This window comes from Rossellomorea yichunensis, assembly GCF_032337515.1.
In the GTDB taxonomy this organism is placed as follows: Bacteria; Bacillota; Bacilli; order Bacillales; family Bacillaceae_B; genus Rossellomorea; species Rossellomorea yichunensis.
The window spans coordinates 56901-69622 of sequence record NZ_JAVYAD010000005.1; the positions used below are offsets into that span (position 1 = coordinate 56901).

Here is a 12722-nt window from a genome sequence, read left to right on the forward strand (position 1 = left end):
AACTCCTCTTTTTTAAAAAATGGATTTAAAAAAAAGACCGCCCTTCAAGAAAGGCAGTCTTCTTAAAAATTGTATTATTTTTTGATTAAATCTTCACGTTCTGATTGCTCGATCCACTCTTCAAGCTTGTCTTTAAGAGTGTTGAAGCCAGCTGGTGTTGTTTCTTCGTTAGCTTGCTTTACACTTCCTTGACCTTGACGGCGAGGTTTTTTCGCTGCTGCAGGTTTTGCTTGTGGTGCTGCAGGAGCTTCTTCTGTAGCACGGATAGAAAGGCTGATTTTACCAGCTGCTTCGTCCACTGATAATACTTTAACCTTTACTTCGTCGCCTACTGAAAGGTGCTCGCTAACGTCTTTAACAAAGCCGTGAGTGATTTCAGAGATATGGACTAATCCTTGTGTTTCTTCGTCAAGTGCAACGAACGCACCGTATGGTTGAATGCCTGTAACTTTACCTGTTACAACAGTTCCTGTTTCGAATTTTGTAGTCATGGTAACACTCCTAGTATATATATTATTTTTCGTCTTTACACGCAATTGTAGATTATATCATAGAATCCGTGATTCGGCAAAAGTTTATTCTATCAGACCTCTGCAACTAAACCCATTTTCTTCGATTATCCACCTATAATTGCTTTCTCACTAGTTATGCTTCCCAATTATTAAAATTATTAAAACAGAGTATATTTAGCGCTCTTTATATAGTTCTTCTGTCTCTGAAGACAAAATGACCGGTGTCGTTTGAACCCAACGATCTGGCTTAACGAAATTTTCATGCCTTAACTCATCATATACCTCTTTCAGATAAAGGGATGTTGTGTATTCTGGGTACTCTTTCAGTATATATCGGTAGGTTTCTTCTACATGTGATTCCAATTTATCACTTTCATCAAAGATGGGCTGATACACATTTCCATCTGTAAAGTATTGATAGAGAAGATCGTATTCATGCTTCACTTCTACCCTAAACCTTGAGTCATCCGGCAGCTCCTTTAATATCTTTTCGTAGTCCATCAAGCGATCAGCTGCTTCTTTCCATGTCCCTGTAAATTCACCTGCTTTAATGACTGGATCAAAACGGGTAATCATATACAATTCATATCCTTCCGGTAAGGCTTCACGATTCGTGATCATCCTGAAGTACTCCACATCCAATGTAGTTTCAAGCCGGTCCGTTTCACTGTTATACGAAAGCTTAACTGCATTATTGAATATTCCATCCCGTAACAACCATAGTTTGGGGGGATAGTCGTTTTTCATATGGTTGAATTCCTTCATATTGAATTCTCCGTTCTCAACATAAGCCTTCCAATATTCACCATACTTATTCAACTCATCCTCATATAGCGGGAGGATATCTTGTTCCTTTTTAATAAAATCATCAACCCATACTTCTGCTTCTTCCTTCGTTAAAGGAGCTTTCAGATTTTTCATCATCACATCTGGAGTAGTCAATATCTGAGTCAACTCGTCACTCGCTCTCTGGACCCACTCCACTTTTCTTTCATTTGAGAAGTCCCGCTTTGGAATGGATTCGATATATGTGAGTTGCCTCCCTGCATCCCGTGCGATCCCTGTCGAATTAAATATGCCTTCCGAAAACCCGAGCCGCTCCATTGCTTGAGTTTTCCTTAAATCATATTGAGCTTTCGCATCTTCTATCTCCTTTTGAAGTCGTTGGTCTGACTCACCGGCAAAATCAGCTTGATTCCCATTCTGTCTTCCCGATCCATCCATCGTAAGCTGCAGGATGAGAACCGCACCGATCAGAAGGACACCAATGAAACTTGCGACGTACGGCCAATGAATTAGTGGTCGCTTCTTTTGGGATTTTCCTTCTTGTTTTATGGCTTGTATGATGTCTGAGGGATTGGTCTGATCCGGAATTTTCTTATACGATTGATTCAATAAATCCATGCGTTTTTCAAGCATCTTGTCATCCATTCAATCTCCCCTCCCTTTTTTCAGCCTCTTCCAATTCTTTTTTCAAGAGGTTTTTCCCTCTTAAAAGTCTTGTTTTGACAGTAGATAAATTGATTGACAGTATTTCAGCCATTTCTTCATACTTCTTTTCATGAAAATAGTAAAGGATGATCGGTAATTGATATTTACCATCCAGCTTTTGAATGCATTCGTGCAGCATGCGATCCTCTTCCTGCCTAAGGATACGTTCTTGAGGAGTAATGACGTTTTCTGAAGGTTCATTTCCGATTTTTTTCACCCGATTGTTATGCTGATTTTCTTTTCGTTTAAAGTCCCTCGACACATTCAAAGTGATTTTATAAAGCCAGGTTGTAAACTTCGCATAAGAGAACCCGTCCAGAAACCTGTATACACGAATGAATACTTCCTGGGTGATGTCTGGTATATCAGCGATGGAATTCCCCATCTGATAGGCAAACCGTTCAACGATGGGAGAATAATATGTGATTAAATGGCTATATGCCTGCAGGTCTCCTTTTTTTGCACGTTCGATCAAGTGCTCATTTTCCACTCGTACCTTCCCCCTTTCTCTTTGATGCTTTCATTTATGTAACGATTGTGAAGTGGACTTTGTTTCATTTATTTACCATTGAATCCAATCTTTTAAAATAGACAAAAAAAAGCCTAACCCAATTCTAATTGGATCAGACTAATTCTTTACAGTGATTGATTTCTTTTTTCGTTGCTTTTGAATAAATGGCAAGGCATACAGCATGAAGGCTGCAATATGGGCGAAGGCAAGGTTGGCAACAAACAGGCTCCAAAGCGTTACATGTCCCCATCCCCCAAGTTCCGGAACCGCTACGTAATAAATAAACACTGCCCATAAGGCTATAACAAATGGGATATGAAGAACCGCCCACTTACGATGTTCTATCCAAAGAAATAGTGGAGTAGCCGTTGCGATAAATAGATATACAAGAAATACATCCATAGTAAATTCCTCCAATCTGGTAGTAAACGCTTTCAATTATGGCGAAAAAAAGAATAATTTGTGAACGTTTTGTTACAATTAGTATACTACATTTTAGAGAAATTTCCAGCCCATTCAGCATGTTTTTGACTAGTTTTCTAGAAATTAGGTTAATTGTAATGTTTACAACCGTTTTCACACATAATAAATGGAAATACATGTTGCCATAATGTTCGCTATCACTTATTTAATGGCATTCACCCCCATTTTTCTTATATATTGAAAATTTAAAAATCCGGTGTACAGAGGGTGTAAAACATAGTACGATTGAAAAATCTTATTTTTTTGAAAGGAGGATCTTAAACTTGGCCAAAAAAGAACAATGGACTTCTAAGATTGGTTTCATTCTGGCGGCGGCCGGTTCTGCTATAGGGCTCGGTGCCATTTGGAAATTCCCGTATATGGCAGGTGCAAATGGAGGAGGTGTCTTCTTCTTACTCTTTATCCTTTTCACCGTTTTGATCGGTGCGCCCATTCTTCTGGCAGAGTTTGTTATCGGAAGACGGGCGGGAGCCGACGCCGTTACTTCCTATAAAAAATTGGCCCCTCAGTCTTATTGGCACTGGATCGGCTATTTGGGAACGGTTGTTTCTTTTATCATATTATCTTTTTACAGTGTTGTAGGCGGATGGATCCTTTCTTACTTGGCCCGGAGTGTGACAGGCTCTTTAATCGGGAAATCTCAAGAGGAGTACGGAACTTTATTCGAGAGCATCATTGCAAATCCAAAAGAAGTGCTAATTGCACAATTCCTCTTTATTGTCATTACAATACTTGTCGTACAAGGTGGGATTCAAAAAGGGATCGAACGGGCTAGCCGTTATATGATGCCGGCATTATTTATCTTATTTTTTATTTTAGTGATCAGGTCCCTTACCTTGGAAGGTGCGATGGAAGGTGTCCGCTTCCTGTTATTGCCGGACTGGAGCTATTTAAATGGGGAAACGGTTTTACTTGCGTTAGGACAAGCATTCTTTGCACTTACGGTCGGACTTTCTGTCATGGTGACGTACGCATCCTATCTTTCAAAAGAGGACAGCATGCCACGATCCGCCATCAGTGTATCCGGATTAAATATCTTTATTTCATTATTGGCAGGATTGGTCATTTTCCCTGCTGTGTACGCCCTTGGTTTCCAACCGGATGAAGGACCGGGAATTGCATTTGTTGTCCTGCCAGCCGTTTTTAATGAAATTGCATTCGGTGGCATTTTCTTAACAGTGTTCCTGATTTTACTGTTGTTTGCAACCCTGACATCTGCTTTCTCCATACTTGAAATCGGGGTCGCGGCCCTGTCGAAAGGGAATCAATCGAAACGAAAGCCATTTACATGGCTAATCGGAATACTGGTTTTCTTTGCAGGTATTCCAAGTGCCCTTTCATTTGGTGTATTCGGAGATTTCCTCATTCAAGGAAAGAACTTCTTTGACTTTGCCGATTATATTACGAGTAATTTTGGATTGCCGATCGGGGCATTATTGATCAGTATTTTCGTCTCCTACCGATTAAAGCGAGAAGATGTATGGAGCGAAATCCAATCTGGTTCGTCTATATCACCGGCCCTGTTCAACAGCTGGATTTTTCTATTGCGCTACATCGTACCAGTAGCCATCATACTTGTTTTCATATCTTAAATGCGAGGTCCGTCACTGAAGACGGACCTTTAATTTTTAACATTTTGTTCACGATAAGCAGGGCTATTTTTTTCCAAATGGTGATAAACTGTAGATATAAGGAAGGTATTCTATGGGGAGGGACTTTAGCATGTCACACTTTGGTGAGAATTTAAAACGGGTACGCGAAGAGCGCAAACTATCTCAACAGGAGCTTGCTTTAAGGGCCAGACTAGGCACGAAGACGATTGAAAAGTATGAATCCGATCTTCAGATTCCCGATACACCAACGATTCTTAAGCTTTCAACTGTACTTGATATACCTGCTTCCGAACTGCTGGAACGGGAAGTAAAAGATCACCCTCCAACAGGCGTTGACGCTGAAATGGAACTGCTGATCAAAGAATTGGGACCAAAACGAACAAAGCTGATCCTCCGTAAGGCCAAGGAATTCTCTGAAGAAGATTTCCTTCGTGTCATGCAAATGTTGTATGAACTGAAATATGAAAAGAGCGAAAGCTAAAAACTTTTTTATGAAATGATGTATAGACAGTAAAAAAAGGGGTCATACTGAAAATAAGCTTTCTAAGTATTCCCCCTTTTGTTTTCATTTGTTGGACGATATTTTATCGTCCTTTTTTTTTGCCCAATTAAAAAAGGTGCCAGGCACAAATGTGTTCTTTTGTGCCTGGTACCCTTCATTTTCTAACTATGATTCTCAACAAAACGCTTCATCCGTTTCACGGCTTCCTGCAGCTGCTCCATACTTGAGGCATAAGAACAACGAATATATCCTTCTCCACCTTTACCGAACACATTACCGGGTACAACGGCAACTTTCTCTTCCATAAGAAGCTTTTCTGCAAATTCCTCTGAAGACATTCCTGTTTTTTTAATGGAAGGAAAGGCATAGAATGCTCCCCCAGGGGTATGGCAGGTTAATCCGAACTCATTGAGGGAGTCAACAAAATAGTGTCGTCGATGACGATAGCTTCTCTTCATTTCCATCACATCATCCATCCCTTTATCGAGTGCCTCCACAGCAGCATGCTGAGCAGGGGTGGACGCACACATCATGGCGTATTGATGAATTTTAAGTAAGGATGAAGCGATCTCTTCAGGAGCACAAATAAACCCCAGTCTCCAGCCAGTCATGGCAAACCCTTTCGAAAATCCATTGATTACAAGCGTTCTTTTTCTCATGTCCTTTAAAGAAGCAATGGACACGTGGCGATGATCATAAGCAAGCTCAGAGTAAATCTCATCTGAAAGGACAACCAGATCATGCTTTCGAACCACCTCTGCTAGCTCTTCCAGGTTCTCTCTTTCAAGGACCGTCCCCGTTGGATTATTGGGCGAACATAATAAGACGGCTTTTGTACGCGGAGTGACGGCTACTTCAAGTTCTTCGGCTGTAACTTTGAAGTCATTTTCCGGCTTGGTTCCGACAGTTACGGCTACTCCACCTGCCAATTGAACAAGTGGTACATAGGAAACGAAGCCAGGTTCCACCACAATGACCTCATCTCCTTGATCAATGATTGCCCGCAGGCTGATATCAAGGGCTTGAGAGGCACCGACCGTCACAATGATTTCATCTTTAGGATCGTAGTCTACGGAGTAGCCCTCTTTCATATACGCGGCAATCTTCTCCCTTAGCTCCAGTAGGCCTGCGTTCGCTGTATAGGAGGTATAGCCTTGCTCCAAGGAAAGAATTGCAGCTTCCCGCACCGTCCAGGAGGTAATGAAATCCGGTTCTCCAACCCCGAGCGATATGACCCCTTCCATATTTGCTGCCAAATCAAAGAATTTCCGGATGCCGGAAGGCTTTAAATTTTTCACGGATTGAGATATGTAAGATGTCTTTGTTTTCATGGAGACACCACAATTCGTTTATCTTCACCATGATCACCAAAGATGGTGCCGTCATGCTTGTATTTCTTCAATTGAAAATGAGTTGTTGTAGATAAAACGGAATCCAGAGTAGATAGCTTTTCAGAAACGAATGTAGCAACTTCATGCATGGTCCGACCCTCCACAGTTACAGAAAGGTCATATGCCCCAGACATTAGATAAACACTTTTCACTTCTTTGTAACGATAAATACGATGGGCAACTTCATCGAATCCCACTCCTCTTTTCGGAGCGACTTTTACATCGATCATCGCCGTTACCCCTTCATGCCCTTCTATTTTGGACCAATCCACAACGGAACTATATCTGACAAGCACATTGTCTTTTTCCAGTCTTTCAATCGCATTCTCTATTTCCTCTGTTGTTACTTGAAGCATTTTCGCTATATTCTCTGAGGAAATCCTGGCATCTTTCTGTAAAATCCTTACCAAATCAAGCTCCATTTCTCTTAGTTGCATTCTGCTTCCTCCTCATCACCACTAAATGGTTTTATTATATCAGAAGTAACTGTTATGAAAAGAGGGATCCTCACTTTAAGTCTATTTTCCCCATTACATCCATAATTACAATTGGATATGAGACAACTTTCGAATTCAGGTGTTAAATGCCGAAATAGGGGTAAAATATCTGTAAACTAGTAGAGAGGAGTGACGAAGTATGCAAGAACAAGACTTTGCAAAGGTGGTTCAGGTGAATGGTGCCAATGTTTATTTTGAACATCATCAGCATCCCGAAGCCACGGAAACCTTCGTCCTTCTTCATGGATTTCTATCATCAACCTTTAGCTTTAGACGGCTTACTCCTCTTTTGAAAGAAAATTATAATGTCATTTCCATCGATCTCCCTCCCTTTGGGAACAGCGAAAAGAACAATCGATTTATCTATTCTTACGACAATCTGGCCAACACGGTCATCGCCTTATTAGACCACTTGAATGTTAGCAATGTCCACCTGACGGGTCATTCAATGGGCGGTCAGATAGCTCTGAACGTGATGAAAAAAGCACCTTCCCTAGTCGAAAAGGGCGTACTCCTGTGCAGCTCCGGCTATCTTAAGAAAATGAAGTGGCCTGTCACGATGCTGAGCCATATTCCCTTTTTCCATCTGTATGTAAAACTGTGGCTTACACGATCAGGGGTACGGAATAATCTTGAAAATGTTGTACATGATTCAAGGATGATCGATGATGAAATGATGTTTGGGTATCTGAAACCATTTCTGGAGGATGATATTTTCAAGGCATTGACGAGGATGATTCGAGATCGTGAAGGAGATTTAACGGAGAGCGATTTGCGCAACATTCAAACACCTTGCCTCCTTGTCTGGGGAGAACATGACAGAGTGGTCCCCTTATCCACGGGACATAAGCTGAAACAGGATATCCCGAACTCAAGGCTCGTGGTTTTAGAAGATACAGGACATCTCGTTCCTGAAGAGAAGCCTGAAGAAGTATTGGAGCACATACATCAATTTGTATCAGCATCTCTTGAAGGAATTACAGAGGATTCCGAGACACAACCGCTATACAAAAAAGGACTTTCCCAAACGCTCATATCTGAAACGTAGGGAGAAGTCCCTTTTTTATGTAAAAAAAGTTAAATCGAACACGATCCGATAAACAAATCATTTTCATCTTTTTCGATTCCATCATATGATTATATTAATCATTACATATTCAGAAAGGGGACAAATTCGTGAGTAAATTCGAGGAAATCATCAACCGAAAAGGGTCTTCCTCCGTAAAATGGGACCTGACGAAGACAGTGTTTGGGAGTGAAGATGTTCTGCCCATGTGGGTGGCTGATATGGATTTCCTGCCACCACAAGATGTGTTGGATGCCCTGCAGGATCGGCTGAAACACGGGATCTTTGGTTACACCTTTGTTGGAGATGAAACGGCAGCAAGCATTAAGGAATGGGTCAAAAAACGTCACAGCTGGGACATTGAAAAGACGTGGATCCAATACAGTCCTGGAGTCGTACCGGCGATTTCCACGATTATTCAGGCACTTACTGTTCCGGGAGATAAAGTGCTCGTACAATCCCCTGTCTATACACCCTTTTTCAGCCTGGTGGAGGACAATGACCGGGAAATTGTAAATGCTCAACTGGATTATGTTGACGGAAGATATTCTATCGACTTTGATGCGTTTGAAGAAGCTTTAAAAAAGGGTGTGAAGCTCTTTTTATTATGTAATCCACACAATCCGAGCGGTCGGGTATGGAAGAAAGAAGAGCTAATGAAAATTGCTCAATTATGCCATCAGTACAATGTCATGATCGTGTCGGATGAAATTCATTCAGATCTGGTCTATGAAACTCATACCCATATTCCACTGGCTTCTCTTCATGACTCGTTCAGAGATATCACGATCACGTGCATCGCACCAAGCAAAACATTCAACCTTGCAGGATTACAGGCTTCAGCCATGATCGCTCCCAATCCGGATCTCCGGGAAAAAATCGCCGCCATTCATAAAAAACAGGGCTTCTTCACTCTCAATACGTTTGGGATTGTCGGAATGGAAACAGCCTATCGCTTTGGCGGGGCATGGCTGGAAGAAATACTGGTGTACCTGCAGGAAAACGTGAGAGTCACGAAGGAATTCATTGGAGATCACCTGCCCCATCTCCAATTGGTGGACCCTGAAGGAACTTATTTGCTCTGGATAGATTGTACAAAGATGGAACTCTCTGATGAAGAGCTGAAGGAGCGTTTATTGGACAAAGGAAAACTCGCATTGGAACCAGGAACAAAATACGGACCTGGTGGGGAAGGCTTTGTTCGAATGAATATTGCCTGTCCAAGAGGAACGTTGATGGATGGGTTGGAGAGGTTGCGAAAAGCTTTGGGCTAACCGAGGGGTTTATTTTCAACTTCTGCACTTTTATTTTCAACTTTTCAATTATATTTTCAACTTTTTGTACCTGGTACATTTCAAGTCATTTGTACCAGGTACAAACTTTGTTGCAAAACCCACGCCTTGTTCTACTTCTTCTTATCACTCACAATTTCCCCGCAGGCAATACGTTTACCGGAATCGCCTGAAGGCTGGGTCATCCCATCGTCTTTGCTTTCATCGATGATCAAAGAAGTCCCATCTTTGGTGAAAAGGGACGTCTTCCCTTTCGTCAAGGTGACACCACCTGCCATAAGTTTGACTTTTGCTGTGCCATCTTCCTCGACAATGATGTTAGGAAGATCTCCTCCATGTGACCCCTCAGGATGCAGAAGTCCATGTTTTTTATCATCAGGATTGAAGTGATTCCCAGCAGATACAAAATCCGGTCGCTCACATACACCTTTTTCGTGGATGTGAATCCCATGTTCACCGGGGGGCAAACCTTCAAGGTCCAATCCGACTTCCACTCCATCCGACTTCTCTTGCAGGGTCGCTTTTCCAAGCGAATCCCCGTTCTCATTTTTTAATTCCACTTCTACCTTTTTAGGGTTTTCGATGGCACATGCCCCAAGTAGTACACTTATCATGATCATATATAATAGTGATGATTTTTTCATTTTGCACTTCCTCCAAATCTGCATACTCTTCCACCATTGTTGACGTTTGAGGGAAAAAGTATTCCTCTTTTTCACCGGAAAAGAAGCTAATGGGCCAGAGGCGGTAATAGATGAAAGTAGTGTTGAATCAATACAACAAAAAAACACGCCTATACATTTAAGCGTGTTCCACTCTTTTTATTCTGATTCCCTGTTATGCTTACCGGCTTCCTCTTCCATCTTCTTCGTTTTCAATTCTTCACGTTTTGAAACCTTTATAATTAAACGGAACGTCAATAAGGCAGCTATTAAGAAGATGGCCATCGTAATGCTTGCAGGGATATATTCCGACTTATCTTCAGGAAAATATAGAAATAAGTTTAATACATAATAAGAAAGCATCGTAAGCTCCTTTCAAAAAACAAACTCTTCGTCTATTATACCAACACCGTAAAGAACAAACCAACTTGAAATCGCTACGTTTTTAACGATTTAATGAACAGGCCCTGAAACAAGCCTCGACAATTTCCGAGGAAATATCAGATTACCCTAGTAGAGCCTCCACCCAAAAAAAAAAGAGCCCTAAACCCTCAATAGGGTTCAAAGCTCTCTCACTACTATTTTACAACCTTAATATTTTCAATCACGATATCTTCTTTTGGAAGATCGTTCTCACCAACTTCTACATTGGCCATTTCATCGACGATGTCCATTCCTTCAACCACTTGTCCAAAGACCGTATGTTTTTGGTCAAGCCAAGGAGTTCCACCATTCTCCATATAAGCTTCGATGATTTCTGCCGGGAAACCAGCTGATTTCATTTGCTCTTCAAACTGTGAGTCGATGTCATCCTTCTGCACGATGAAGAATTGACTTCCATTTGAATCCGGTCCGGCATTGGCCATGGAAAGGGCACCACGAAGATTGAATAATTCAGGTGAAAATTCATCTTCAAAGGATTCACCATAAATACTTTCCCCACCCGTTCCGTTTCCATTCGGGTCTCCCCCCTGGACCATGAAGTCTTTGATCACTCTGTGGAATTTAAGTCCGTCATAATAACCGTTCTCACTATGAGTGATGAAGTTCTCGACGGTTTTAGGTGCCTGTTCAGGGAAAAGCTTGATCTTAATCGTTCCCATCGAGGTTTTCATTTCTACCAATTTTTCGTTTTCAGCAACTTCTGTTGTAAGCTGAGGGTATGTCATTGTGTCATCTCCTTTGGAATCTTCTGCCGTATTCTTGTTTGCTTCTGTTTGTTGTGTTTCTTCTTTAGCGGAATCTTCCTTCTCTGTTTGTCCACAAGAGGCAAGTACTAAACCTAATAAACACAGGATCACGATCATCAGATGCTTCATATATGTACCTCCACATGTTACCTTTATAGTAGTTCTTTCAACATTCATTCCGCTTTCATTATAATAAAGATTGAAGTATTAGAGGAGGTTTTTTTATGAAAAACATACAAATTGGTGATTATGTCACAGCTTTTTATAAAACGGGCAAGTATATCGGGGAAGTAACCGGAGAACGGCCAGGAGCCTATGTGGTGAAGATTCTCTCCGTCTTGAAGCATCCACGGCAAGGCGATCTACACAATCCCCAGGAAGTGGACGTTCCAATTTTTCACGAACGAAAAGCCCTTGCACACCGCGAGCAGGCGAATATGCCCGAGAAGATGGTGAAGCCGTTTGATGGGAACATTCCAGATTATAATGAATCATTGGTCTCTGCATACCTTACACTGAAGAAAGAGCTGGCAGAAGACCCAACCCCCCACGCCAAGAAGAGCCTGGAAACACTCGGGTCGATTCAAAGGGAATACGAATTGATGTATAGCCTGACATTTTAAACATAGATGAGGGACGGACCTCAGGAAGGTCCGTCCCTCATCTCGTTATGCAAGCTGGTTGTAAAATTTGGACAGGTCTATTCTTTCCCCGATGGTGGTTGGTTCCGCTTTATCGAGGTATTTTTTGTCTTTTTCGACCAGGTTGTAGATATGGTGGGTGGTGAGGGCATCATCTAAGGCTTTATGATGCTTTCCGACTCCTTCCCTCCCGTATTCCTGGACTGCTTTCCATAGTCCGGTTTGGTTTTGATCACCAAAGAATCGTTTATATTCCATGGATAAGTCGACGAATTGAGCTTGGAAAGGAAATGGAATGCCGGACTGTGTACAGTTATCACGCAGTACCTTCATATCCATGTTTCCCCACGTCACTACTTTGTCGATCCCTCTTGCATTCAACCCGGAAAAATAGTCAATCAAACATTGAAATGAGATTCCCGAATCGACTTCCTGCTGGTTAATCGATAAGAACCGTTTACAGCGGTTGGTCAGTTTGGGAAACGCAGTCGGTTTCACATAAGATGAAAACGAATCGGACACTTTCCCTTTCGCAACCACCACAACCCCAGCTTCAATAATCTCAGGAAAAAAACCTTTGGGGACTCTATGTCGTTCCGGCATAGAAAACTCAAAATCTATAAACACAAGCTGTTCCGGTTTCGCCACTATACTCCCTCCTCAAAATCTAGATAAGACCCCAATTTATCTATAATAAAAAGAATTCATCATAAAAATAAAATCGGTACTCACTCCAATTTTCCACACTTCTTATTCTTACATTATATCATGATGAACCTATAAATTATGACTATTTCCCGGTTTTCCCCGTGAATAAATGTTGTTCGGTAGACTGGAGCCTCAATCTTTAATAAAATGAATATTTAGGTAT

Annotated in this window: 15 protein-coding genes; 5 read left to right on the top strand and 10 right to left on the bottom strand. The window is 41.6% G+C overall.

Annotation, left to right across the window (positions count from 1 at the left end; translation table 11 throughout):
* Positions 1 to 74: 74 nt before the first annotated feature.
* From yugI to RSX31_RS14290, 4 genes are all read right to left on the bottom strand, one after another.
* Complete coding sequence (gene yugI / locus RSX31_RS14275; protein ID WP_044338107.1) at positions 75 to 491, bottom strand: S1 domain-containing post-transcriptional regulator GSP13; 417 nt, start codon at positions 489 to 491, stop codon at positions 75 to 77.
* 195 nt (positions 492 to 686) lie between these two features.
* Positions 687 to 1943 carry a hypothetical protein gene (locus RSX31_RS14280; protein ID WP_315634986.1) on the bottom strand — a complete coding sequence of 419 codons (1257 nt, stop codon included), beginning with the start codon at positions 1941 to 1943 and terminating at the stop codon, positions 687 to 689.
* The gene (locus RSX31_RS14285) at positions 1936 to 2493 is read right to left on the bottom strand and encodes an RNA polymerase sigma factor (RefSeq protein WP_148995243.1); all 558 of its coding nucleotides are present in this window, start codon (positions 2491 to 2493) and stop codon (positions 1936 to 1938) included. The genes RSX31_RS14280 and RSX31_RS14285 overlap by 8 nt, the downstream gene beginning before the upstream one ends.
* A gap of 138 nt (positions 2494 to 2631) precedes the next feature.
* Positions 2632 to 2916, bottom strand: coding sequence for a spore morphogenesis/germination protein YwcE (locus tag RSX31_RS14290; protein WP_148970727.1), 285 nt, complete (start codon positions 2914 to 2916; stop codon positions 2632 to 2634).
* Positions 2917 to 3260: 344 nt separating this feature from the next.
* Between RSX31_RS14290 and RSX31_RS14295 the strand changes: the two genes are divergently transcribed.
* Together RSX31_RS14295 and RSX31_RS14300 are read left to right on the top strand one after the other, a co-directional pair.
* Complete coding sequence (locus tag RSX31_RS14295) at positions 3261 to 4589, top strand: sodium-dependent transporter (RefSeq protein ID WP_315634987.1); 1329 nt, start codon at positions 3261 to 3263, stop codon at positions 4587 to 4589.
* Between the two features lie 130 nt (positions 4590 to 4719).
* Positions 4720 to 5091 carry a helix-turn-helix domain-containing protein gene (locus RSX31_RS14300; RefSeq protein ID WP_148970729.1) on the top strand — a complete coding sequence of 124 codons (372 nt, stop codon included), beginning with the start codon at positions 4720 to 4722 and terminating at the stop codon, positions 5089 to 5091.
* A 182-nt stretch (positions 5092 to 5273) separates the two neighbouring features.
* On the opposite strand, the gene RSX31_RS14305 is transcribed toward RSX31_RS14300, so the two are convergent.
* Positions 5274 to 6443 (bottom strand): aminotransferase, encoded by a 1170-nt coding sequence (locus RSX31_RS14305; RefSeq protein WP_315634988.1) that lies wholly within the window; start codon positions 6441 to 6443, stop codon positions 5274 to 5276.
* Positions 6440 to 6940, bottom strand: a complete 501-nt coding sequence (locus RSX31_RS14310) for an Lrp/AsnC family transcriptional regulator (RefSeq protein ID WP_148970731.1) — start codon at positions 6938 to 6940, stop codon at positions 6440 to 6442. Before RSX31_RS14310 ends, RSX31_RS14305 begins: the two co-directional genes overlap by 4 nt.
* Before the next feature lie 199 nt (positions 6941 to 7139).
* Here RSX31_RS14310 and RSX31_RS14315 point away from each other — a divergent pair, with 199 nt between their 5' ends.
* Both RSX31_RS14315 and RSX31_RS14320 read left to right on the top strand, forming a co-directional pair.
* The gene (locus RSX31_RS14315) at positions 7140 to 8048 is read left to right on the top strand and encodes an alpha/beta fold hydrolase (protein WP_148970732.1); all 909 of its coding nucleotides are present in this window, start codon (positions 7140 to 7142) and stop codon (positions 8046 to 8048) included.
* A 128-nt stretch (positions 8049 to 8176) separates the two neighbouring features.
* Positions 8177 to 9340 carry a MalY/PatB family protein gene (locus tag RSX31_RS14320; RefSeq protein WP_315634989.1) on the top strand — a complete coding sequence of 388 codons (1164 nt, stop codon included), beginning with the start codon at positions 8177 to 8179 and terminating at the stop codon, positions 9338 to 9340.
* Between the two features lie 131 nt (positions 9341 to 9471).
* On the opposite strand, the gene RSX31_RS14325 is transcribed toward RSX31_RS14320, so the two are convergent.
* From RSX31_RS14325 to RSX31_RS14335, 3 genes are all read right to left on the bottom strand, one after another.
* On the bottom strand, positions 9472 to 10002 hold the full coding sequence (locus RSX31_RS14325; RefSeq protein ID WP_315634990.1) for a superoxide dismutase family protein: 531 nt from the start codon (positions 10000 to 10002) through the stop codon (positions 9472 to 9474).
* A 177-nt stretch (positions 10003 to 10179) separates the two neighbouring features.
* On the bottom strand, positions 10180 to 10383 hold the full coding sequence (locus tag RSX31_RS14330; protein WP_148970735.1) for a hypothetical protein: 204 nt from the start codon (positions 10381 to 10383) through the stop codon (positions 10180 to 10182).
* A 215-nt stretch (positions 10384 to 10598) separates the two neighbouring features.
* Positions 10599 to 11339 carry a peptidylprolyl isomerase gene (locus RSX31_RS14335; protein ID WP_315634991.1) on the bottom strand — a complete coding sequence of 247 codons (741 nt, stop codon included), beginning with the start codon at positions 11337 to 11339 and terminating at the stop codon, positions 10599 to 10601.
* 95 nt (positions 11340 to 11434) lie between these two features.
* Here RSX31_RS14335 and RSX31_RS14340 point away from each other — a divergent pair, with 95 nt between their 5' ends.
* Entirely contained in the window at positions 11435 to 11833 is a 399-nt protein-coding gene (locus RSX31_RS14340) for a kinase-associated lipoprotein B (RefSeq protein WP_148995249.1), read from the top strand.
* Between the two features lie 45 nt (positions 11834 to 11878).
* Here RSX31_RS14340 and kapD read toward each other — a convergent pair whose 3' ends face one another.
* Positions 11879 to 12499 (bottom strand): 3'-5' exonuclease KapD, encoded by a 621-nt coding sequence (gene kapD / locus RSX31_RS14345; RefSeq protein ID WP_148995250.1) that lies wholly within the window; start codon positions 12497 to 12499, stop codon positions 11879 to 11881.
* Between the last annotated feature and the right edge of the window lie 223 nt (positions 12500 to 12722).

Bases quoted from the DNA above. Each gene is read 5' to 3' on its own strand.
- yugI (WP_044338107.1), bottom strand. From the start codon at position 491: ATGACTACAAAATTCGAAACAGGAACTGTTGTAACAGGTAAAGTTACA.
- RSX31_RS14280 (WP_315634986.1), bottom strand. From the start codon at position 1,943: ATGGATGACAAGATGCTTGAAAAACGCATGGATTTATTGAATCAATCG.
- RSX31_RS14290 (WP_148970727.1), bottom strand. From the start codon at position 2,916: ATGGATGTATTTCTTGTATATCTATTTATCGCAACGGCTACTCCACTA.
- RSX31_RS14300 (WP_148970729.1), top strand. From the start codon at position 4,720: ATGTCACACTTTGGTGAGAATTTAAAACGGGTACGCGAAGAGCGCAAA.
- RSX31_RS14305 (WP_315634988.1), bottom strand. From the start codon at position 6,443: ATGAAAACAAAGACATCTTACATATCTCAATCCGTGAAAAATTTAAAG.
- RSX31_RS14310 (WP_148970731.1), bottom strand. From the start codon at position 6,940: ATGCAACTAAGAGAAATGGAGCTTGATTTGGTAAGGATTTTACAGAAA.
- RSX31_RS14315 (WP_148970732.1), top strand. From the start codon at position 7,140: ATGCAAGAACAAGACTTTGCAAAGGTGGTTCAGGTGAATGGTGCCAAT.
- RSX31_RS14325 (WP_315634990.1), bottom strand. From the start codon at position 10,002: ATGAAAAAATCATCACTATTATATATGATCATGATAAGTGTACTACTT.
- RSX31_RS14330 (WP_148970735.1), bottom strand. From the start codon at position 10,383: ATGCTTTCTTATTATGTATTAAACTTATTTCTATATTTTCCTGAAGAT.
- RSX31_RS14335 (WP_315634991.1), bottom strand. From the start codon at position 11,339: ATGAAGCATCTGATGATCGTGATCCTGTGTTTATTAGGTTTAGTACTT.
- RSX31_RS14340 (WP_148995249.1), top strand. From the start codon at position 11,435: ATGAAAAACATACAAATTGGTGATTATGTCACAGCTTTTTATAAAACG.